General features: G+C 59.1%; 23 protein-coding genes. 2 read left to right on the forward strand and 21 right to left on the reverse strand.

The window, feature by feature from the left end:
* Window positions 1-57: 57 nt before the first annotated feature.
* The 10 genes from hprK to HNQ59_RS13480 are packed head-to-tail and all read right to left on the reverse strand — an operon-like array spanning window position 58 to window position 6966.
* Window positions 58-1008: an HPr(Ser) kinase/phosphatase gene (gene hprK, locus HNQ59_RS13435; protein ID WP_184040361.1), complete on the reverse strand. Its 951-nt coding sequence runs from the start codon at window positions 1006-1008 to the stop codon at window positions 58-60.
* Entirely contained in the window at window positions 995-1465 is a 471-nt protein-coding gene (locus HNQ59_RS13440) for a PTS sugar transporter subunit IIA (RefSeq protein ID WP_184040364.1), read from the reverse strand. Before HNQ59_RS13440 ends, hprK begins: the two co-directional genes overlap by 14 nt.
* A 35-nt stretch (window positions 1466-1500) precedes the next feature.
* Complete coding sequence (locus tag HNQ59_RS13445; RefSeq protein WP_184040367.1) at window positions 1501-1695, reverse strand: hypothetical protein; 195 nt, start codon at window positions 1693-1695, stop codon at window positions 1501-1503.
* Between the two features lie 19 nt (window positions 1696-1714).
* Window positions 1715-2053, reverse strand: coding sequence for a ribosome hibernation-promoting factor, HPF/YfiA family (gene hpf, locus HNQ59_RS13450; protein ID WP_184040369.1), 339 nt, complete (start codon window positions 2051-2053; stop codon window positions 1715-1717).
* Window positions 2054-2072: 19 nt separating this feature from the next.
* Window positions 2073-3509 (reverse strand): RNA polymerase factor sigma-54, encoded by a 1437-nt coding sequence (locus HNQ59_RS13455; RefSeq protein WP_184040373.1) that lies wholly within the window; start codon window positions 3507-3509, stop codon window positions 2073-2075.
* Window positions 3510-3568: 59 nt separating this feature from the next.
* Window positions 3569-4291, reverse strand: a complete 723-nt coding sequence (lptB, locus tag HNQ59_RS13460; RefSeq protein WP_184040376.1) for an LPS export ABC transporter ATP-binding protein — start codon at window positions 4289-4291, stop codon at window positions 3569-3571.
* Entirely contained in the window at window positions 4292-4891 is a 600-nt protein-coding gene (gene lptA, locus HNQ59_RS13465) for a lipopolysaccharide transport periplasmic protein LptA (RefSeq protein WP_184040381.1), read from the reverse strand.
* On the reverse strand, window positions 4872-5450 hold the full coding sequence (gene lptC / locus HNQ59_RS13470; protein ID WP_184040384.1) for an LPS export ABC transporter periplasmic protein LptC: 579 nt from the start codon (window positions 5448-5450) through the stop codon (window positions 4872-4874). The genes lptA and lptC overlap by 20 nt, the downstream gene beginning before the upstream one ends.
* A complete protein-coding gene (gene kdsC / locus HNQ59_RS13475) occupies window positions 5447-5971 on the reverse strand; it encodes a 3-deoxy-manno-octulosonate-8-phosphatase KdsC (RefSeq protein WP_184040387.1) in 525 nt (174 codons plus the stop codon). The genes lptC and kdsC overlap by 4 nt, the downstream gene beginning before the upstream one ends.
* An 8-nt stretch (window positions 5972-5979) precedes the next feature.
* Entirely contained in the window at window positions 5980-6966 is a 987-nt protein-coding gene (locus tag HNQ59_RS13480) for a KpsF/GutQ family sugar-phosphate isomerase (protein WP_184040391.1), read from the reverse strand.
* Window positions 6967-7046: 80 nt separating this feature from the next.
* Between HNQ59_RS13480 and HNQ59_RS13485 the strand changes: the two genes are divergently transcribed.
* Window positions 7047-9014 carry a monovalent cation:proton antiporter family protein gene (locus tag HNQ59_RS13485; protein ID WP_184040394.1) on the forward strand — a complete coding sequence of 656 codons (1968 nt, stop codon included), beginning with the start codon at window positions 7047-7049 and terminating at the stop codon, window positions 9012-9014.
* Between the two features lie 135 nt (window positions 9015-9149).
* Here the strand turns inward: HNQ59_RS13485 and HNQ59_RS13490 are convergent, their stop codons facing one another.
* From HNQ59_RS13490 to HNQ59_RS13540, 11 genes are all read right to left on the reverse strand, one after another.
* Entirely contained in the window at window positions 9150-9788 is a 639-nt protein-coding gene (locus HNQ59_RS13490) for a type II secretion system protein (protein ID WP_184040397.1), read from the reverse strand.
* Window positions 9789-10063: 275 nt separating this feature from the next.
* On the reverse strand, window positions 10064-10825 hold the full coding sequence (locus HNQ59_RS13495) for a prepilin-type N-terminal cleavage/methylation domain-containing protein (protein ID WP_184040400.1): 762 nt from the start codon (window positions 10823-10825) through the stop codon (window positions 10064-10066).
* A gap of 1 nt (window position 10826) precedes the next feature.
* The gene (locus tag HNQ59_RS13500; protein ID WP_184040403.1) at window positions 10827-11936 is read right to left on the reverse strand and encodes a hypothetical protein; all 1110 of its coding nucleotides are present in this window, start codon (window positions 11934-11936) and stop codon (window positions 10827-10829) included.
* Entirely contained in the window at window positions 11933-12364 is a 432-nt protein-coding gene (locus HNQ59_RS13505; protein WP_184040405.1) for a hypothetical protein, read from the reverse strand. Before HNQ59_RS13505 ends, HNQ59_RS13500 begins: the two co-directional genes overlap by 4 nt.
* Window positions 12361-13002: a hypothetical protein gene (locus tag HNQ59_RS13510; protein ID WP_184040408.1), complete on the reverse strand. Its 642-nt coding sequence runs from the start codon at window positions 13000-13002 to the stop codon at window positions 12361-12363. The genes HNQ59_RS13505 and HNQ59_RS13510 overlap by 4 nt, the downstream gene beginning before the upstream one ends.
* Window positions 12999-14570, reverse strand: a complete 1572-nt coding sequence (locus HNQ59_RS13515; protein WP_184040411.1) for a hypothetical protein — start codon at window positions 14568-14570, stop codon at window positions 12999-13001. The genes HNQ59_RS13510 and HNQ59_RS13515 overlap by 4 nt, the downstream gene beginning before the upstream one ends.
* Window positions 14571-14578: 8 nt before the next feature.
* Entirely contained in the window at window positions 14579-15787 is a 1209-nt protein-coding gene (locus HNQ59_RS13520; RefSeq protein ID WP_184040414.1) for a type II secretion system F family protein, read from the reverse strand.
* Window positions 15788-15791: 4 nt separating this feature from the next.
* Window positions 15792-17519, reverse strand: a complete 1728-nt coding sequence (locus HNQ59_RS13525; protein WP_184040417.1) for a GspE/PulE family protein — start codon at window positions 17517-17519, stop codon at window positions 15792-15794.
* Entirely contained in the window at window positions 17516-19021 is a 1506-nt protein-coding gene (locus tag HNQ59_RS13530) for a tetratricopeptide repeat protein (protein WP_184040420.1), read from the reverse strand. Before HNQ59_RS13530 ends, HNQ59_RS13525 begins: the two co-directional genes overlap by 4 nt.
* A complete protein-coding gene (mshL, locus tag HNQ59_RS13535) occupies window positions 19018-20943 on the reverse strand; it encodes a pilus (MSHA type) biogenesis protein MshL (RefSeq protein WP_184040423.1) in 1926 nt (641 codons plus the stop codon). Before mshL ends, HNQ59_RS13530 begins: the two co-directional genes overlap by 4 nt.
* Before the next feature lie 133 nt (window positions 20944-21076).
* Window positions 21077-22372, reverse strand: coding sequence for an AAA family ATPase (locus HNQ59_RS13540; protein WP_184040425.1), 1296 nt, complete (start codon window positions 22370-22372; stop codon window positions 21077-21079).
* 283 nt (window positions 22373-22655) lie between these two features.
* On the opposite strand from HNQ59_RS13540, the gene HNQ59_RS13545 reads away from it, so the two are divergent.
* Window positions 22656-22793 carry a hypothetical protein gene (locus HNQ59_RS13545; RefSeq protein WP_184040427.1) on the forward strand — a complete coding sequence of 46 codons (138 nt, stop codon included), beginning with the start codon at window positions 22656-22658 and terminating at the stop codon, window positions 22791-22793.
* Window positions 22794-22882: the final 89 nt, after the last annotated feature.

Here is a 22882-nt window from a genome sequence, read left to right on the forward strand (position 1 = left end):
CCGGTATAGCATGTCCACGATGACTTGGCGTGGTGCAATGACGGCGGACAAACCGACTCAATTCATGCCTTCGCCCGATTCCATATAGCGCTGCTGGCGTTCGATGAATTCCTTGGTACTATCCAGGCCACGCAACTGCAGAATGTAATTGCGCACCGCAGCCTCGACCAGAACCGCCAGATTTCGCCCTGCGGCCACTGGCAGGACGACCCGCCTGACCGGCACACCCAGCACGTCCTGTGTTGCCTCATGCGAAGCCAGGCGATCCAGCATCGCCATGTTTTCCGGGTTGGCCTTCTGCAGATGGATCATCAGCTTCAAGGTCTTTTTCGGGCGTACCGCTGTCTCCCCGAAAATAGCTTTGATATTCAATATGCCCAGCCCCCTGACCTCCAGAAAATCCCGCAACATGGCCGGGCAACGCCCTTCCAGTATTTCTGGCGCGACACGGAACACTTCAACAGCATCATCCGCCACCAGGCCGTGTCCACGCGAAATCAGCTCCAGCGCCAATTCAGACTTACCCATGGCTGAATCACCCGTGATCAGGACGCCCACCTCCAACACATCCAGAAACACCCCATGCAGCACGGTGGAGACAGCCAGCGCCTTCGATAGATAGAAACGCAAAACATCCATCAGGTACGGGCTTTTCTCGGGCGAGCTGAACATCGGCACGGACGCGGCCTCACAGGCATCCACCAGCACCTGTGGCACTTGCTCATCATTGGCAACGATCATGGCCGCCATCTGGTTGGAGAACAGATGCGTGATCGAAGTGCGTAACGTCTGGTCGTCAAGTGTCCGTAGATACTCCATCTCGGCCAAGCCCAAGACCTGCACCCGATTGGGATGAACGAAATTCAAGTGCCCGACCAAGGCCAATGTCGGCTTCTGGACAATATCGTTGGTCAGCAAGTTACCGGCCCCCGACTTGCCCGCCACCCAGGTCAGATGGAGCTTCTTGGCATTGTCGTCAAACAGCTGCTGGACACTAATTTGAGGCATAGGGTTGCCATTCCATGATCAATCGGTACGCCTCCTGGGCGTCAGGCGCCTGCTCAAGCGTCTCCCGGAACTGCTTATGGCTGAACATATCTGCCAGCTCGGACAGCAGTTGCAAGTGCAGGTCAGTCGCGGATTCCGGTACCAGCCAGACGAACAGCAGCCCGACCGGCTTACCATCCGGGGCATCAAACGGAATCGGCTGCTTGAGTTTGACAAACGCCCCGACTGCATCACGCAAGCCCTTGATGCGCCCATGTGGCACGGCGACACCATGACCAAGCCCGGTGGAGCCAAGCTTCTCACGCGCAAACAACGCATCAAAGACGGTGCTCCGGCCAATATTGTTGTTGTTCTCGAACAACAACCCGACTTGTTCGAAGACCCGTTTTTTGCTACCCACGTCCAGATCGAAAAACACGTTTTCGGCTGGCAGAATTTTTTTGATCAGTTGTGTCATAGATGCCGCCAGGATACGGCCTTATTCAAACGCGGCTATTGTAGTCCCGTCTGGCCGCAGTTGCCATTGTTGAACAATATGTGGAATATGCCTTGCTGCCAAATCGTTTTTTCAACGGCATGGCCAAGTACGATATCCATCTGAAAAGCATGAAGAAAAAGGGCGCCATGCGCCCTTTTAACCAGCTGCAGTCCCATTGGGGAAAAAACAGATACTGCAAGTGCGGCCATCAGGCCGCTTCCAAGACCGTCAAGTCGTGGCTTCCCCCGGTACAGCTTGATACTTCAATGCGCCGTCATAGCGCCGTTCCTGATACTTTTCCTTATGCTTGAGAACCTGGCGATCCAGTTTATCGATCAGTGCGTCAATAGCGGCATACATGTCTTCGTCAATGGCTTCGACATGGATGTCTTTTCCTCGTAGATGGACGTTCGCCTCAATCTTCTGTTGCAGCTTGTCGACAGACAGGATCACATTGACATCGATCACGTGATCGAAATGCCGCGTCACTCGATCCAGCTTGGAAATCACGTATTCCCGGATCGCTGGCGTAATTTCAAGGTGATGCCCACTGAGGTTGAGATTCATATGGTTCTCCTTACATCGTTTAGAGGGACTTGCGCTGGTTAACCGGTGGAATCTGCATTGCTTCACGATATTTGGCGACGGTACGGCGGGCCACATTGATCCCCTGTTTCGCCAGCATCTCTGAGAGTGTGCTGTCGGATAGGGGCTTTTTCGCATCTTCACTGCCGATCAACTGCTTGATCAGCGCTTTGATGGCGATGGCCGAGCATTCACCGCCTGCTTCTGTCTCTACATGACTACCAAAGAAGTACTTTAGTTCAAAAATTCCGCGAGGCGTCAGCATGAATTTTTGAGTAGTCACCCGGGAAATGGTCGATTCGTGCAGATCGAGCACCTCCGCGATATCTCTCAACACCAAGGGCCGCATGGCCACTTCGCCATGTTCAAAAAAACGGTACTGCCGGTCAATAATTGCCTGCGATACCCGCAGTATGGTATCGAATCGCTGTTCGACGTTCTTGATCAGCCATTTGGCTTCCTGCAGCTGCATGGCCAGCTGGGAGCCCCCGTTCTCACGATGTTGCTGCAAAATATTGGCGTACATGCGGTTCACACGCAGACGGGGCATTGCAGCAGAATTCAGGCTGGCCACCCAGGTGCCTTTCACCTGTTTGACGACTACATCCGGCACGATATAACGATTATCACTCTGCGCGAATTCCGCCGCTGGACGCGGGTTCAGGCTACGGATCAGCTGTTGCGCGCCACGCAGGGTCTCCTCGTCGCAGCCCAGCAGTTTTTTCAACCGGACATAATCCTTGCCAGCCAACAAATCCAGATGACGCTCACAAATCTGCCGCGCAAGTTTGACAGTTGGCGTGGTAGGTAGCGGTGCCATCTGCAGCAACAGGCACTCGCTGATCGTCCGTGCGCCCACCCCGATCGGCTCAAGATTCTGAAGATGACGCAACGCGATGCGCAGCTCTTCCTCTTCGACCTCCAGCTCTTGCGGCAATGTCTCCAGCACCTCTTCCAGCGAAACGGTCAGCAGCCCATCGTCATCCAGATTATCGATCAGGATGGACACCAAGGCCCGATCACGCATTTCCAGAGCAAGCAGGCGTAGTTGGTCTTCCAGATGATCCCGCAGGGTGGGGATCTCCGCAGTCTGCTGGGAATAATCTCCGTCCTCGTCATCATCTCTGGGGGTATTGCTGTAGTTGATGTCGCCCCAGTCATCGGATGAAAACTCCTCAGCGGTGTTGCTCCGCTCTTCAGTGGACGGGGTTTCAGCGGCATGCTCGGCGTTGGACTCACCCGCCGCGTACTCAGGTGTATCGCCCGGCAGATGCATCTCGGGCTCGTCCGCCCGCTCAAGCATGGGGTTGTCTTGCAGGAACCGTTCAATTTCCTGGTTGAGGTCCAACGTGGAGAGCTGCAGCAATTTGATGGATTGTTGCAACTGTGGCGTGAGCGCCAAGTGTTGGGTGAGCTTGAGCTGGAGTGATTGCTTCATAGATGTATTCGACGCGCTCCATACTGGCCGCGCTGACGTCCGCTCAAGCCTGACTGCGGCTAGAGCCGGAAGTGTTCTCCCAAGTAGACCTTCCTCACACTTTCATTATAAACAATTTCATCCGGATGACCCGCTGCGAGTACCGAACCTTCGTTAATAATGTAAGCGCGATCACAAATTCCCAATGTTTCCCGAACGTTATGATCGGTGATCAGTACACCGATCCCACGTGTCTTCAGGAAACGGATGATTTTCTGGATGTCGAGCACCGCGATGGGATCAACCCCCGCAAAGGGCTCGTCCAGCAGGATGAACCGGGGGTTGTTGGCCAGAGCGCGGGCAATCTCGACACGCCGACGTTCACCACCAGACAAGCTGATGGCCGCAGAGTCCCGCAAATGGGCGATGTGCAGATCATGCATCAAATCATCAAGTCTCGCAGCGATTTCCGACTTGCTGCCCCCGTGTAATTCCAGAATGGCTTGAATGTTCTGTGCCACTGTCATCTTACGGAATATCGAGGCTTCCTGTGGCAGATAGGACAAACCCATCCTCGCCCGGCGGTGAATCGGCAAGTGGGTGATGTCCTTGCCATCCAGCTCGATCTTACCGCCATCTGCGGGAACCAGCCCCACTATCATATAGAAACTGGTGGTTTTGCCGGCGCCGTTCGGCCCTAATAAACCGACCACTTCGCCGCTATCGATGGCCAATGACACATCTCTGACAACCGTTCGTGACTTGTATACCTTTTTCAGGCTGTTGACGACCAGATGACTCAATTATTCCTCACGAGGTTTGCTGATGCTGGATGAGGGCTTGAGCGCAGTCGGAGGCGTCGAATCCGCTGGTTTGGGCGCCTCTTTGCTGTCTTTCTGGGCGGGCTGCAACACCATGCGCACGCGACCCGGTGTAGTCGTTTTGGCGCCGGCCTCAGGCCCGACCTTGAATGTCCCGACCAGCTGATCGTAGAAGATGTAGTCGCCACGGACTTCATCATTCCCGCGCTTCAACTTGGCTTTACCGAACAGCTGCAGCTGCCCGAGCTTGCCGTTGTATTCCATGCGGTCGGCCTGGCCCTCGATGAAGTCATCGGCCTCGTCGCGTTTCTCGCGGTAGGTCAGTGGGCGACCATTGGCGATCGCGTGGTAATTGCCTTCCGCATCCTGACGGATCACGGCCTTGTCAGCCCGCATCAGCAAGGTACCTTGGGTGATGACGACATTCCCTTCGTAGGTACTCACCTTGGTTTTCTCTTCACCAAACCAGGAATCGGCTTCGACATTGATCGGTTTGGATCGGTCTGCACGCTCGGCGTGCGCCATGCCGGCAAATGCCAACGCCAGACAGCAGGCGATGTAGTTAGGCAGGCGGTTTGACATAGGTTGCTCTCACTCTGGATTTCAATTTGATGGTGCCGAGGTTACGGTCGAGATCCATGCCCACTGCTGTGATATGCATATAGTCATCACGGATATCAACCGCTTGATCGGTTGTCGATACCCCCCGCTCAGGCCAGACCCATAACTTGCTGGTGGTCAGCTTCATGGCAGAGCGTTGCGCATCGGCCTCTCGTGTAATGTGGGTAATGCCGTTGAAATAATAGTTCTCATCATTGTGACTGAGACGGACTGACTCTGCCACGATCCGCATCGGCGGGCGTCTTGGTGTCATATCCACCATTTCGACAGTGAACAGGTCGGTATAGTTGCCTTGCTGATAGTGCTGCATCTTGGCAGCGGTGACCTGATACTGCGCCGCGCCGTTCTCTCCGGTCTGCGTAGCCTTGAAACGCTCCATTGTCACATCGGGCTTGCCGCCGGTACTGGCATCCCGCTGGGTGTCGGGCAGGCGGCTGACGCGATCCAGCCAGAAGGTGCCCGCAGCCAGCGCTGCAGTAATCAGCAAAGGCGCCCATAAGGCTGATCGATCCGCATTCATGCCAGATACGGCGCCAGTTGTGTGTCCAATGTGCCTTGCGCTTGCATCAGCAGCTCACACACCTCACGGACCGCGCCACTTCCCCCGGCCAGCTCACTGACATAGTGGGCGTGGCGCTTCACCACAGCGGGTGCGGCAGGCACGGTGAAGGCCAAGCCACAACGGCGCATGACCGGCAGGTCGATCACATCATCGCCCATATAGGCAGCCTGCTCGGCACGCAGATTCAACTGCGCAAGCAGGTCTTGAAATGCATCCAGCTTGTTTTCAACACCTTGATACAGGTGGGTGATGCCCAGATTGCGCGCGCGCAGGGCCACCAGCTTGGAGGTGCGACCAGTGATGATGGCCAGCTCGACACCGCTTTGGCGCAACATTTTCATGCCATGGCCATCCAGCGTGTTGAATGCCTTGATCTCCTCGCCGGAGTCGGACAGATACAGTTTGCCGTCGGTGAGCACACCATCGACATCAAAAATCATCAAGCGGACAGCGCTTGCCCGGTCATAGACTGCTTGCATGTTGTTCCTCAAACGACGCCGGCGCGCAGCAGATCCTGCATATTGAACGCGCCGACCAGATGATCGGATTCATTCACCACCAATAAGCCGGTGATTTTGTAAGTTTGCATCATTTGCACAGCCTCAGCGGCCAGCTTGTCTGCATGAATGCGTCTGGGATTGGCGGACATGACCTGGCTGACCGGCGTGGTTTTCAGATCCACATCACGATTCAATACCCGCCGCAGATCACCATCCGTGAATACCCCCTTCACACGCTGCTGGTCATCGACCACCGCTGTCAGGCCCAGCCCTTTCTCAGACATGACCAGTAATGCGTCCCGCAGCAACGTCGTTTCTTGTACCACCGGCAGTGCTTCACCAGCATGCATCACATCACGGACATGAACCAACAGGCGGCGGCCCAACGAGCCGCCCGGATGTGACAAGGCAAAGTCATCCGAGCCAAAACCCCGCAGATCCAACAACACCACCGCCAGCGCGTCACCCAGCGCCAACTGGGCCGAGGTGCTGGCTGTAGGAGCCAGATTGAGGGTGCAGGCTTCCTTTTCAACCCCAGCATCGAGCACCACATCGGCTTGGCGTGCCAGGGTCGATTGCAGGTTGCCGGTGATGGCGATCAGTGGCACGCCACGACGTTTGATCGGATTCAGCAAGGCAACCAGCTCTTCACTCTCGCCGGAATTGGACAAAGCCAAGACCACATCCTGCGCGGTGATCATGCCCAGGTCGCCATGGGCAGCTTCGCCTGGGTGCATGAAAAAGGCTGGGGTGCCGGTGCTGGCCAGGGTCGCCGCGATCTTGCGGCCAATATGCCCTGATTTGCCCATACCGCTCACCACCACCCGCCCCTTGCACGCCAACATCAGATCGATGGCATGGGCAAACTGGCCGTTCAAGCGCCCGGACATGGCCCGAATCGCATCGGCTTCGATATCCAGCACATTTCTGGCGAGCGTCAAAACACTCGCAATTTGTGTATTCGTTGGTGTCATGGGGCGGAAGTATAAAAGGTTATAATCAATCGGACAAAGAACCATGGCGATTACGGCCCCTAAATACAAAGAGTCCATCCATGCACGGCGCCCTACCCGCTACCCTGATTCTGCTTGCTGCATCTGTTCTGGCCGTTGTTGCCTGCAGACAATTGAAACTACCCGCCCTGTTGGGCTATCTGCTGGTCGGTATCATCATCGGCCCCAATGCGCTCGCCCTGTTGGAAGACAGTGCGGACACCGCCTATCTTGCAGAATTCGGTATTGTCTTTCTGATGTTCAGTATCGGCCTCGAATTCAGCTTACCCAAGCTCAAGGCGCTACGTCGTGCCGTATTCGGACTCGGGCTTGGGCAGGTGGTGCTCACCATCTTGCTGACCTTGCCGCTGGCCCTGCTCGGCAAGCTGTCGCTGCCTGCCACCGTGGCGCTGGGCGGCATTCTGGCCATGAGCTCAACCGCCATCGTCAGCACCATTCTGAACGAAAGGCTGGAGCTGACGACACCTCATGGCCAACAGGTGATCGGTGTACTGCTGTTCCAAGACATCGCCGTAGTCCCGCTGCTGATCTTGATCCCCGCGCTGGCCAACCCTGCCGGTGGAGTCTGGCAGGCCATGGGGCTGGCGGCGGTGAAAGCGGCGGTGGTGCTGACCATCCTGCTCTATTTTGGCCCACGCATCCTGCGCCCCTGGTTTCACGTCGTTGCCAAACAGCACTCAAAGGAGCTGTTCATCGTCAACCTGCTGTTGTTTTCGCTGGGCACTGCCTATCTGACCTCATTGGCTGGGCTGTCGCTCGCCTTGGGAGCATTCCTGGCGGGCATGCTGATCGCGGAGACCGAGTACCGCTATCAGGTTGAGGAAGATATCCAACCCTTCCGGGACGTGTTATTGGGGCTGTTCTTTGTTACAGTCGGGATGCGCCTCGACATCAGTGCCCTCGGTGACAATGTCCCCTTGTTGCTGACCTTCCTGTTGATTCTGCTGCCGCTGAAGGCCCTGCTGATCTTCGGCATCAGCCGGGCGATGGGCACGACACCCGCCACCGCCTGGCGCACCGGTCTGCTGCTGGCGCAGGCGGGTGAATTCGGCTTTGTGCTGATCGCACTGGCCCATGAGCACTTCCTGCTACCACCGACCATCGAGCAGCCTCTGCTGGCTGCGGTGTTGCTGTCCATGCTGGCTGCGCCCTTCCTGATTCAGAAACGGGACTGGTTGGTACGCCGTTTTGTCAGCTCCGAATGGCTCAATGAATCGGTCGCGCTGACGCAGATTGCCGTACAGGCCATGATGACCCGCAATCATGTGGTGATTTGTGGCTATGGGCGGAGCGGGCAAAACCTGGCGCGGCTGCTGGAGCAGGAAAACATCGACTTCTATGCACTGGATCTCGACCCGGAACGGGTGCAAGAGGCCTCGGCTGCCGGTCACAACATCTCCTTTGGCGACGCCAGCAAGCGCGAGGTGCTGATGGCAGCCGGCTTGTCCCGTGCCCGCGCCGTTGTCGTCACGTTTGCCGACACCCACATGGCCATGCGGATTCTCAGCCATGTCCAAAGCCTGCGGCCTGGCATCCCGATCATCGTCCGCACGCTGGATGAAACGGATGTGGACAAGTTGCGGGAGGCGGGCGCGGTCGAGGTCGTTTCCGAAGTCATGGAGGGCAGCCTGATGCTGGCCTCACACACCCTGATGATGCTTGGCACCCCCCTCAACCGGGTGTTGGCGCGGATTCGCCAGGTGCGGGAAGAGCGCTATGAGCTGTTCCGGGGCTTTTTCCATGGCGCAACCGACAACCCAGGCGACCCGAATGAGCAAGCCCAGCCCCGATTGCACAGTGTATTGATCACCGACACGGCCAGCGCCATCGGCAGAAAGCTGGATGAGCTGCAACTGGACAACCTGGTGGAGGTCAAGGCCATCCGGCGCCGCCATGTCAGGAATCTGCAACTGAGCCCGGAGTTGGAAATCCTGTCTGGCGATGTGCTGGTGTTACTCGGGACGCCGGAGGAGCTGGCCAAGGCGGAGTACCGGTTGTTGACAGGTTAGTATCGATTCACAGCCCCCATACATCACGAGGCATGTAAGCGACCGCCCCACTGCGCTCATGGTGGGAACAGCCCGACCCAACGACACCGACAAGCCGGGCCAGCCCGGCTGGGTGTGGGGTGACGGGCTGGCGGATCAGGGCAGCAATCGGACGGCAATCGATGCGGTTCCTGCCAGGCCGTAGCAGTCCAGATTCGGCTGAGGTGCCGCGAGGGTGCCATACGCATTGCTGCTGGAGCGGACAGTGCCACCATCCGCCTTGCCATCATCAATCGCCCGATCCAGCGCACAGATGTAGCGGACATCGACGTTGGCGGGTGCGCCGCCAGTGGTTGCGGAGGCCATCAGATAGGTGGTGTTGGCAACCCGGCGTTGAGCCGCATTCGCCCCTGTGACCAAAACCCAGTAGCCGCTCCAGATGGTTTTCAGGTCTGCCTCCGCCAATGCATTGGTGTTGGCCAGCAAGCGCAAAGCGGCATTCAGCTCATTGGCGGTGGTCAGCTGCCCATCACGCACCCCGCCTGCTGCGCAGGTTGTTCCGGTGTAGGTGACGGCAGCTTCGGTACCGGTGCAGCCGTCGCCAGGCAATGCGCCGTATTTCTCCTGATAGCTGTTGATGGCGGCTTGGAATTTATTCACGGAGGCGGCTGCATTCTTGACGCGGGCGCCATCGATCAGATCCCGCCCTTTGAAGGCCAGGCCAAGAATCAAGCCAATGACAACCAGCACGATGGACAGCTCGACCAGTGTAAAACCATGTTGTTTGGTATGCATGAGGCACTCCTTGCCAGACAGTTTGCAGTCACCGCTGCAATGCGCAGGCCATGCCGATCGGTTGGATGGCCCTGGATTATCGAGCGATTGGAAAGATCACCCAATCTGTTGATTTATAGTCAATCTGACGATCAATCTGTTCTGTTTACAACATTTTGCTGTTACAAACCTGACTGGTGGTGACAACCCAGGCACTCCTGTCAGCGCATGACAGGTTCCGCTGCCATGGCTTCGTGAACGGCAGGGTGGTGTTTCCACCCTAAGAGCCGGGCCCCTCAAGGTAGCTTGCCGCTTTGCACCATTTTGGCGATCAGGGTGGCCATTGGTGTCCAGCGCACGATGTGATCGAAATTGTCGTCTGCCGTGCTCTGGCTGACGAATGCATTGTCCACATCCGAATTCTCGATCACCCGGGCATCGGTTCCTGTCGCGATCTGGTTGCCAGTGCTGTCAAAAGCGCCCAGGCCCAGCTTGCCGTGCGATACCAGCACAAATGGCACGCCCAATGCCTGACGGTTGCTATTGCTTTGTGGCAAGCGGTTGTAGATATTGATTGCCCCCGACGAACTTAGAGTGAACTGTGGCACATTGGAAAGCTGCGCATTGAGTTGGCTTGACAGGGCATAGGTGATGCGATGCCCCCAGGCATCTTTCTCTGGCAGGCCCAGCGTGGCCCACGGCAGGACCCCCACCGCCACTTGACCCGGGCCAAAGATGCAATTGGCTGGGGACAAGCCCGCACCATTCGACCCGGTTGCCAGGCTGCCGGGTGCTGGGCACGGCAGGCCGCCGTGCTGCATGGCGTATCCCAGCAGCGCTTCGTTGGCTGCCTCCAACAAGATGCGGGAATCTGCCACCCGCCGGGCTTCTTGCTGCGCGGAAAGCGGGCCAATGATGCCAGCCAATACCAGCCCCAGCACCAGCAACACCACGGTCAGCTCCACCAATGAGAACCCTCGCGGCCCAACCCGCCATTGGTCTGCCTGATCGGTGCTTGCCAATGGGATCGGCCTGCGATGCCCTACAAAACCGTTCATCTCAGCACCCTCCCTGATGGCTGACCACCCCTGCCGAGCCCTGCCGCTGGATCGTCCATGTTCCGCCACAGCGTGCGAAGCGCAGCGTGATCTGATCACCCGTAGCGCTGTAATTCGTGACGCCATCCCAGCCATTCGCCTGAAACCAGGCCGCTCCGACTGGGGGCATGGCTGTTGGGTAAGCCGTGGTATAAGCCAGATCAGCAGCAAGCCGGATCTCTGCCGCAACCCTCGTCAGCACCAGGGTCATCCATTCCTGGGCGGTCACATACACCAGCTGGTCGTTGAAGATGACTTGACCCGTGCTGTCCGTCACCTCCCCTGCTATCGTAAAACGTCCACTCATATCCGTGTGGTCTGCCACGCCAGGCAAACGATCGAGATAGGTTGCAAGCATCGGGCGAGTCAGCGGTGTGCCGTCGGGCTGGACGACCCGCCGTTGACTACCCAAGGGCTTGCCCGGCCTGATCAGCACGATCGCCACCTGGTTAGACACCAATCCACCCTTGGCATCCACAACAGTCAGCCATTTGTGTGGTGGCGTGGCGAGCATGGCATCGCTATTGAGGCGGGGAACCCCTGTGGCATCCACCAGATTGCCAGAGATCACTATCACGGTCAGCAGACCCTGCACGATCACATTGCCGTCGATTGCCACACCAGATTGCAAATCTCGCCATGGCAGCCAGCCAATACACAAGACGCCTGGGTCCGCAGCTACACCATTCCAGACGTTTCTGGCCGGCAGCCCAGAGGCAGTGCCAGCTTGCAGGCAATTCTGGTCGGTATTTCCGTTGAATGTCCGATCTGGCGTCATGAGGAGGCCAGGCCTACCTACCACCCCTATCATCAATGCGTTCAAAACCAACGCCTTGTCACTCGCCAACTGCTGCACCGTCTGGGTGGTTTGCCTATTGCGCTTGATCGCATCCCTTAGGGTGGCCACCAATACTGATGCCGTGATCACGGCCAGCAGCACCGCCACGACCAATAGCACGCCGCCTTGTTGCGCCCGCCCACGCCTTAACAGACCGCAGGAAGGGTGTCTCTTCAGGACGCCGAGATCCTGGGCCTGGATAGCCCCACCCACACCCTTGCCAGATGAAATCATTTGGCGACCTGCTCGCTGGAGAGGGGCAATTCGGCCACCTGTCCTGGCTGGATGGACACCGATTGCTTGTACCATTGCAGGCCCACCGCACGCCGTGCGGCATCGATCCGGGTTGGCTGTACCTGATCAAATCGACTACCGATCGGCACCGGCTGGCCATTCAACCACACTGTCGCCCGGCTGCCCTTGCGATCCACATAGCCATCCAATCGTAACCGATAGCTTTCCTGCACCTGTGGCGCGTCGCCCTGGGCGGACAACGCACGTCCTTCATCCAGCGCCTTCCGCTCCAGCGGTGTGTAGAACAGGCGCCCCAGCGAGGCCGCCTCGGCCTGCCCGCCACCATTCAACCACACCATAGCCAAGCAGCAGGCCCAGGCCCGCAAGCTGGGTTGGGGTGGATGGAATCGGAGGATGCCTTGCCTCATACGCCGCCCTCCTGCCCTGGTGTTGTCGATGATATGTGGCTAAATGTCAGCACCTGAAAATCACACCGTGCCATCAATTGCCCCTGGCTGATTGCCTGTTGCGATTCGCCAGGCAAGGCCAGCCGACAGCCACGCAACACCGGCAGACCATTCAGTTGGCGCTGGATGGCTTCCAGCACTTGCTGCATGGCCACCTCATGCAAGGGGCTGAAATCGAGGCGGATACGCGTGGCGTGAACCTGTAAATCAGCAGCCGGGCTCGGCATCACATCCGCCCGAGCCTGTGGGGCAATGGAAAAGCGCAGATTCATGGTTGGATTGTCCCGCCCCAGCTTGGTCAACACCTCTACCCATTGCATGCGGTCTTCCTGCCCGACGATACCGATCGCATAGAACACGGCAAAGCGTGGGCTGTACTTTTCCCAGTCCGTCCTGGCCTGCTCGGCATCGGCCAATTGCTGGCTGGCGCTGGCCAGCCGCTGATGGGCGGCAGCCGCCATCTGCGATTGGCGCTGCATTTCATACCACGCCCCACCACACACCAAACCCATCAACAACAGCGCAGCAATCAACATCACCAGCTGTGGCAGCAGCAGGCGCCATTCCGCCCGGCTGAACCGAAACTCGCTGAGATTCATGGCGCCCTCGGCACGATCTGGCGCGACCACACCAGCTCGAACGGATGCTGCGGTGGGGCGATGTCAGTCTGCTGTGGGGGCAGCGACACTTCGCCTGTGGCTCGGGTGTCGAGTGGCGACATGGTGATATCGATTTGCGCATCCCGACGTTGCAGACGCTGAGCCAGGGCGCCGACGCTGATATCCGCCCGGCGATAGTCATCTGACCAGGGCTCGACCAGGCCACGAACCACCAATCGCTCCGACCATGCGTGTGGCGTGGGCTGCGGGTTGGCGGTTGCCCCCTCAGCGCCCTGCTCGGCTTGGGGCACGGGCATCTCATTGGCAGCCTCATCGTCAAGACGATAGGGCTGCTGGGCGGACACCGTCCATTCCAGACCAGCCAGATGCAAATCCCCAGCGTTGTCCAGCGCATGCGACAGCAGTAGCCAGGCAGCGCCCATGGCTGGCCACTCACGGCGAATCTGATCAACAGCATTGACTGTCTGGCGCATGGTGACGGGGCTGAATTCGCCTGATGTGATCAGCACCGCCTGGGTTTTGGCTTCGTCCGCCAGCGCCACTGGCAACCAGGCGTTGTACTGCTGCTCATGTGAACGCGCCTGCGACAGCAGCCAGGCAGCCGCCCCCAAGCCCACTACCAAGCTGGCGGCAGCAGCCTGCAACAAGGCACGACGGACCTGCCACAACCGCAACCACCGCAGGCGCTCCGGCGGCGCATAATGGTTCCGCCACCCACGCCGGATCAGCCGCAACAGAATCTGCGCCAGGCTTTGTTCACCTGCCGGTGTCAATTTGAAGGCCTGGGCGATGTCGGCAACGCCGATCAATTCATAGCGGAAAGCATCGTTGCTCGGTGGCAATGCCGCCAGCTGGCCATGATGCTCATCATCCGCCACGACCAGCACATGCAACACGGCGTCCCGGCTGATCATGCGCAGGCTGGCGACATATTGCTTGGTGCGGACGCACTCTTCGACGATCTGCCCGACCAGATCGGGCTGATCGGTTGCCAAGGAGGTCAATCGCGAGAACTTCAGCTCACCCTGCCGGTAATAACACTGGCGCAGCCCGCTTTCGGCTTGAATGGACACCAGCAGCAAGTGATCATCGGCATGATGCAGCCGCTTGGCCAGGCTATTGCAGAGCAGCGCCAAAGAGTACACGCCGACCAAGGGGGCCTGATGCCGCTCCAGTATGTCCAGCCATCGGTCCAGCAGGGCTGGGTTCAACAGCCCACTGAACAACACCCGATCATCACGTCGTCCGGCTGCCTCCCTGCCCTGTACCCAGCCATTGGCATAACGGTTGCCACGGAACAGACTCTGCAGCTTACGTTTCATCAAGGCGCGGTGATCACGCCCTTTGACATGGGGGATCTGATCGACGATGAAATCCTCCTCAGCCACATCGATCAGCACCGCATAGTGTCGGCCCTGCCCTGCGGCCACCTGCTGCTCGAACGCGGCCATCTCGGTCGCGTCGCCAGCAAAGCGCTGAACCAATGTCAGACATGCCCGCTCGGCACGGTACAACCATGCACTGTTTTCGGTCACGAATAACAACATCAGCCGATTCATCGTGTCCCCACCTTGCTGATCAGGTCAAAGACCGGCCCCAGCACCGACGACATGATCCAGGCCAACATCAAGCCCAGGATCACCGTCATCACTGGCTCGATCATCACCTGCACCCGCTCCACCGACTCTTTGACATCCCGATTGTAGAAATAGCACACATTGAGCAGGGCCGTATCCAACTGGCCGGTGCTCTCGCCAACACGCAGCATGCGCAACACCAGCGGCGGGAACAGACCGACCTGGCTGAAGCTGGCGGCAATTCCTGTCCCCTCGCGGATCAGCTGTTCGACCTGGGCCACGCCTTCAGCGATGACGCGGTTCCCGACGATGCCCTCCAGCACTTTGAGTGCATCCAGTACCGGTATGCCAGCGGAAAACATCAGCGCGAAATAATTGGAGAAACGCGCCAGGATGATCTTCCGCAAAATCGGCCCGACGAAAGGGAGGCTCAGCTTGTACCGATCCAGCGTATGGCGAAATGCAGGCTGAGCCCGCAGGCGCATGACCACGACCAGCCACCCTGCCACGGGGGCCAGCACCAGCACGAACCAGTATTGGCGCATGAAGCCAGACAAGGCCACCAGCATGCGGGTCTGCATCGGCACCTCAACCTGCAGGGACTGGAACAGCTCCACCAATTGCGGCACCAGAAAGATCAACAGAAAGGCGAACACGGCCAGCACCAGCACCAGCACAAAGCTCGGGTAGAGGATGATCTTCTTCATCTGTGCGGCCAGCTCGTCCTGCCACTTCAAGCCATCGGACAGATCCTGCAGCACCTCGGGCAGGCGCCCAGTGGTCTCACCCGCCCGGATCAGGTTGCAGAACACCACATCAAAGATGCGCGGATGTGCCGACATAGCATCGGACAGCTGTTTCCCACCCTCGATGCTGTCGATCAGATCTGCCACCACTTCACGGAATCGCGGGTTCTCGACACTGTCGCGCAGGTCAGCCAGCCCCTCCATGATCGGCACGCCCGCGCGGGTCAGCTGCTCCAGATGAAAGCAGAAGGTGATCAGCTCCTGACGATCGATCCGCACACCACGCCGCCGCAGGCTGTTGACGGTATCCTGATCAAAGGTGATCAGATCCAGCCCCATGCGTGCCAAACGCTGCTCCAGATCTCCAGCGTTGGCGGCATCGAGAAAGCCCGTCACCCGTTGGCCGGCTTCATTCATCGAGGCATAACGGTAGCGGGGCATGGTGTCACATCGTCAAGGCAAGGCCGGTGACCCGATCAGTCAGATCCACCACCCGACTGATCTCATCCAAGCTGGTCATGCCCTCCAACACGCGTCGGATGGCATCATCCGCCAAGGGGCGGAAGCCCTTTTTGATGGCCATGTTACGAATCTCCCGCGTGGTGGCCCGCCGTGCGATCAGCTCATCCAGATCGGCATCCATTTTCAGGATCTCCAACACAGCCAAGCGCCCCTTGTAACCATGGTGCTCGCAATGAGGACAGCCGGTGGCGCGATAGACGAGGGGCGCGGGCTGCTCAGCCTTCACACCGAGCAGCATCCGTTCGAATGGGTCGGGGTCGTAGGCCTCGCGGCAGGCCATGCAAAGCTTGCGCACCAAGCGTTGTGCCACCATGCCGATGATGTTGCCAGCCATCACATCCGGCAGCACGCCGATATCGAGCAACCGTGGTATCGCGCCGATTGCAGAGTTGGTATGCAGGGTGGAATACACCTGGTGGCCGGTCATGGCGGCACGGAATGCCATCTCGGCGGTATCCTGATCACGCACCTCCCCGACCAGGATCACATCCGGGTCTTGCCGCATCATCGAGCGCACCCCACTGGCAAAATCCATCTTGGCGGCCTCGCTGACATTGGTCTGCCGGATCATCGGCATCGGGTATTCGACCGGGTCTTCCAGCGTCATGATGTTGACTGACTCGGCGTTGATGTAATTCAGGATCGAATACAAGGTCGTGGTCTTGCCCGAGCCGGTCGGGCCTGTCACCAGAATGATGCCCTCGGGCCGGGCAATCATCAGCTTCAGCAAGGACAGTGAATCAGGCAGCAGGCCCAGCTCATCGATCGGCACCAGCCCTTTGAGCCGGTCGAGGATGCGCAACACGATGTTTTCGCCGTGGATGGTCGGCTGCGAAGCCACCCGGAAATCCAACGGCCTGCCCAACAAGGTCAGCGAGATCCGTCCATCTTGTGGCGCACGCGATTCCGCAATGTTCATGCCACTCATCACCTTGAGCCGCACCGCCATCGCAGGCCAATAGGTACGGTGCAATGAGCGGACCTGCCGCAGCACGCCATCGATCCGGTAACGGATACGCAGAAAGCTTTGCTCGGGCTCGAAATGGATGTCCGACGCGCCTTTCTGCACCGCATCACCCAACAGCGCATCGATCAGCCGTACCACTGGCTGGCTGTATTCATCTCCCGCATTGGCCAGGCTGGAGTAATCCACCTCGCCGGTTTCGATTTCACGCAAGATGCCGTCGATCGACAGCTCATAACCGTAATACTGCTCGATGGCCCGCAGCACGTCAGACTCAGCCGCCAACGCGGCTTCGATCGGCATGGCATCGCGTGTCAACAGACGGATCTGATCCAGGGCCACCAGATTGTTCGGGTTGGACATGGCCAGCCGCAACGCACCGTTCTCGCGCGAGAAACCGATCGGCACCAGCGTGAAGCGCTTGGCCAGGTCTTTAGGCACCAGCTTGATCGCGGCGGAATCCACCACCACTTTGGCCAGATCGACACTCTCCTGCCCCAGGTTTTCCGACAACGCCTCACGGAGCGTGGCCTCAGAGAGAAAGCCCAGCCCTACCAGCTGCTTGCCCAAAGGAAGGCCGGTGTTACGCTGCTCCCGCAGCGCAATCTGCAACTGGTCGGCGCTGATCACACCTTTGCTGACCAGCAGCTCGCCAAGGGGCAGCTTGGCTTTGGCAGGCGCACTCATTGCGACGGATTGCCCTCCTGCAACTTGGCGATGCGCTCGGTCACCGCCGCCGGACTGAACTGGGCCGGCTGCTGACGGGCCAGCTGCAGCGCCTGCTGGTAATAGCGCAGGGCCAGCCGGGGCTGGTCGAGATGCTCCAGGCTGACAGCCAGGTTGAACGCTGTATCCGGTCGATCCGGCTGCAGGGTGAACAGCTGGAAATACAGCTGCTGTGCATCCGCCCAGCGCTGTTGCTGATGATACGCTGCAGCCAGCTCCTGCATCAGCAGCGGGCTGTCCGGCTGGCTGCGCAACAGGCTTTCGAGCTGCTGGACACGATCGCCATCAGCCATCTGACGCCCTGCCACGGCCAATCCGGCCAATGCATCCCGATCCTGCGGGTCCAGCGCCAACATCTGTCGATACCACCGCTCGGCGTCCTGGCTCTGCCCGGCGCGCGCAGCCAGGGTGGCCAGGCCCAGTAGTGCGTCCCGATTGGTTGGCTCATTGGCCAACGCCTGCTGATACGATAGGGTGGCGGCATTCCAATCCTGTGCTTGATAGGCAGCATACGCTTTGGTCAACAGGGGCGATACGGTGTCCGGCGCAACGGCGCGGGAGATCTTCACCGGCTCGCTGATCAGGACTGCGGCTGTCTGGGCTTGCGGATACGCCTTGACCACCGCTTGCGTGGCCGGGGAACTGGCCGGGGTGGGTGATGGCGTAACAGGAGGCGGGGCTGTCACAGCCGGTATCGGCTCCTGTACTGGGGGATTCGATGATATGGCAGGCTGCTCAGCTTGCACGACCACACTCGGCTCTGATTCAGCTGGCGTGCTAGGCACAGGCTGCGACGCCCACCAGAGCCACCCCAGCATGCCCACCACCGCCAATGCCCCGCCGCCACCCAGCAGCAGCCGATTGTCCAACGCAGGCCGCTGCTTCTTGGCGGTGGCCGCCAGCACTCGTTTCGCCTGCTCCCTGCCAGCTGGGGGCGGAGCGGCCACCGGTGGCGCAGCCGGGGCAGGCGGGTTGTGCACCATGGCTGGCGAAGGGGGCGCCATGTCGATCCGCAGGGCCTGGTCAGATTGGTGAGAGGCCGCGGGCACCGGTTCAGGCATCTGCAAGGCAAGATCATTCACGACAGGTGCATCCGGTGGCTCGGCCTTCCGTTCCAGCTCAGGGGCAGGCACAGGTGCAGGTGCAGGTGCAGGTGCAGGTGCAGGTGCAGGTGCAGGTGCAGGTGCAGGTGCAGGTGCAGGTGCAGGTGCCAAGGTTAGATCTAAATGGCTGTCTGGTGCGGGCGGAGGGGCCATGACAGGCTCCACGCGAGGTGCCATCTGCGGGGCAGCAGGGGCGACGGTGTCCGCACTCAGGGTGATATCTGCAAAACTGATGTCAGGCAGTGGCGCAGCCGGCGCAGCAGCCAAGTCTGGTGGCGGCGGATCAGCCGACGCTGGCGGTTCCGCCTGCTTGCGCTTGGCCGCCTCGGCCCGCCGTAACGCATCCAGCAACAGGCTCATGGCCGCCCGCCCTCGGTCGAGCTGATCGGCACGGCCAAGTTGTCCCGTCGATCATCAAAGAAATGTTCACTGGGCAGGTAAGCCCTGAATTGCGCCAGATCGCCATTCACACTCGGGTCGTTGATCACCACGGGCCGCAGGAAGATCACCAGCTCACCTTTGCTGCCGGTATCGTTACGCTGGCTGACCAGGTTGCCGATGCCCGGCAGGCGCGACAGCCAAGGCAGGCCGTCCCGCTTGTACTCGATCTTGTCACGGATCAACCCGCCCAGCACGGCCACCTGCCCACTCATCAGCTTGAGCGTGGATTCCATCTCGCGCACTTCGATTTCTGGAATCAGGTTGTCAAAATCAGACTTCAACAAGCGCGGAACCGGGTCGATCTTATAGCCAGTGATATTGGAGATCGTGGGCCGGACATTCAGCGATACGGCACCTGATTCAGCAATCTGCGGGGTCACGTTCATCACCACCCCGACTGGCAAAGTGTTGATGGTACTGGTGTACTCGCGCTTTTCCGGCGTGGTGGAGGTGGCATCGGTAATACGGACTTCCGACGTGAAGTAGACTTTTTCCTCTACCACCTTCAGCAAGGCAGTCTGATTGTTCAGCGCCATGATCTTGGGGCTGGAGATCACCTTGGTCTTGCCGAAGGTTTCCAGCAATTTGATGGTGGAACGGAATGTGCCGCTGAACAGCCGTGGGTTGGTGATGTTAAAGGTCAGCGCCGTGAAAGGCGAATTGGCGAGCGACGCAGGCGTCATTGCCACCGAGACACCAGACTGGTGCCGCGCACCTTCGGATAGCCGTGACCAGTCGATGCCAGACTGGAACTGATCCGACAGATCGACCTCGACAATCGTTGCCTCGATCAACACCTGCCGCTGCGCCCCCGCCATCACCTGTTGCAGAAACCGCTGTATCTCGCGATGTTGTCGCGAGTTGGCCACCACCGTGATCGTGCCCGTCTCCGGATGGATGATCACATCACGATTGTCAGCCCCCGCCACCGTCCCTTGATTGCCCGCCGCCCCGGTAGGAGCCTTGGCCTGCGTGGCTGTACTCTGGGTGGGCGCGGTCATGGTGTCGCCTGAAGCTTGCCGCAATTGCTCGAACAATTTGGGCGCCCCGCCCTGCGCCTTGGCTGCCAGCTCGGCATCCTTACGCAATTCCTCACGTTGACTCTGTTGTTTGGCCTCCTTGGTGGCACGCTCTTCAGAACTCATCCGGGCAAGTGCCCGCTTGGCCTCCAGCTCGGCCCGACGCGCCACTTCCAACTGGCGGGCAGCGTTGGTCGAATCCAGTATGGCCCCGATGCTGTTTTTGACCGACGTCCAGAACAGGTTTTCCGAGACATTGCTCAATTCAGTCTGCGAAATATTGCCGACCTCACCCTGCCCACCTGTTTTGCTGGTGCTACCTGTCGAGCGCTCCCCCCCCGTCGAGATCGCCGTCGCCACACTGACACGGCTGTTCATCTTACGGCTCATGTTGACGTAATCGACTTGATAGTGCTGCACATATGGCACCTCGGGCATCACCACCAGATTGCCCCCCAGCATCTGCCACCGCATCTCGACTTGGTTGGCAATCCGCTCCAGCAATTGGGGCAGGGTCTGGTTGATGGCATTCAAAGTCACCGTGCCATCGATGCCAGGATGCACGTCCACATTGATTTTGGCATCACGCGCCAGGGCAAACAGCAGCTCATCCACCGGCACATGGTTGACCACCACGCTATACAGCTCGGGTCTGGCGGTGGGCTTGGGTGGGGGCAGTGTCGGCAACGGGACGACCGGCGCAGGGATGCCCTCGGCACGGGCGGGCGGCGCGGTGATATGGGTGGCGTCTGGCGCCGGGGGCCGAAAGCTGGTGCAGGCCGCAAGCGGGAGCACAACAACAAGCGGGACGCAGCGGGGCATCAGGATCATCATTGGCCATCAGACAGAAAAGTGGCAACCTGGGCCGATTGCCATCATTTTGTATATAGCATCAATTCAACGAATGTGTTCGATATATCCGCACTATGGGATGGGCGCCAGACGCGATCGCGACTCACCCGTTGCGGCGCACCCCCGCCAACGTCCGCAAGACCGGCTTATCCGCCCGGACTGCATCAGGCAAAGCCGCCAGTGCATCCAGGGCCTCAGCGCGATTCGAAAATGAACCGTAGTAGACCACATAGCCCGGCCTACCCTGCATATCAGACTGGGTGACATACAACTTGGTCTGATCCAACGTCAAAGCAATCCGCTTGAGTTCCCCAGACAATTGGTCAGGTGTGGATTCCACCATGCTTATCAGTTGAATGGTGAAAAAGCCCGCCGGCGCGGACAGCAGCCAGTCCGTGGCCGCCTGCAGACGTGCTTCGACGATTCCCGTGTTCAAGGCTGGCCGAGGCAGAGCAGTCGGTGCCACCATCGGTGGCGGCTCGATCCGGGATGTCGGCAAGTCAGTGGACATGGCACGCATGCCCAGTCCCAACAGCAGCCCTAGCGTCACACTCCCCCCCACCCAGGCGACTCGGCTCCAGGGCACCTTGGGCCGCCGAAAACCACTGTCACGAATCGCCTGGCGGGCATGTTTGGCTTGAATGGCAAAAGCACCGTCGGCAAAGGCTGCCAGCAACGCTTTGTCCGCCAGGATATTGATACGGCGGGTCAGTCCCTCCGATTCATTGGCAATCAGCCTGATGGCCTGTCTGGCGAAATTGTCAGGCCCTTTATAGCCCGCAGCCCGCAGCCGGAAACGCAGGTACTCTCCCACGTCACGACCTGCCAGAGGGGCCAGCTCAAATTGATGCACGATGCGCTCGCGCAGCTGACGCATATCGGGCAACGACAGGTTCTGATCCAGCTCCGGCTGACCGAACAACACCATCTGCAACAACTTGTGGTGGCCGTTTTCCAGATTGGACAATAACCGGACCCGCTCCAGGCTGTCGGGCGGCATCGCATGGGCCTCGTCGATCAGCACCACCACCTGCCGGTTTGCCGCATATTTGTCGATCAAACAGGCCTGCAACTGCTTCATCGCCTGCATGGGGCGGGTGGCATCCCAGGGAAGCTTCAGCTCATCAGCAATCGCAAATAGAATGTCATCCGCCGAAATGTTTGGATTCGCAAGGTAGACAAGATCCACCGTCGCAGGCAACCGATCGATCAACATGCGACAGAGCATGGTCTTGCCACTACCCACCTCACCCACCACCTTGACGATCCCCTCACCACTGGTGACCGCGTACAACAAGGCTTCCAGCGTCGCCCCACGTTGTGCGCCCGCATAGAAGAAATCTGGATGAGGGGTGATTTTGAAAGGTGGCTCAGTCAAACCAAAATGTGCAAGGTACATAAGCCCTCCCCATCAGGCCCACATGGCTGCTTGGCGGCGGTGCCAAAGCCAGGCGCTGTCGGCCTGACCTGAACGACGCCAAGCCCACCGCTTCTTCAAAGAGGTATAGCAAGCAATCCGGCTGAATGACAGCACCCCGTGTGAGCGGCGGGATGAAGACCAATACAACGTCAGATCCTGTTTGCAAACAGCCCGACAAATCTTCACCCAAGCGTCATCCAATCGTCACGTTACAAAAACCTGGCCTTATATCATCATGAAAAGCGCTGCAGACTGCGGCAGCATGAAAGGTTGGCGCGTTTGGGCGAGTCAGCCTGCATTCATCGTCGAGCGTGACAATGGCAAGACATCCATGGTCATTTGGACTGGCGGGCAGGCTGATCCAGGCGAGCACCGTCGCGCTCAGCTGAATAGCAGCTGAACAAGATGCGTTGGGATAGGTGATCGAGAAGCAGATCATCCTACCAGCGGCGTGATCTGAAATGAAAATTCATCTGTTCACATGCGAAG

The sequence above is a fragment of the Chitinivorax tropicus genome (genome assembly GCF_014202905.1).
GTDB lineage: Bacteria > Pseudomonadota > Gammaproteobacteria > Burkholderiales > SCOH01 > Chitinivorax > Chitinivorax tropicus.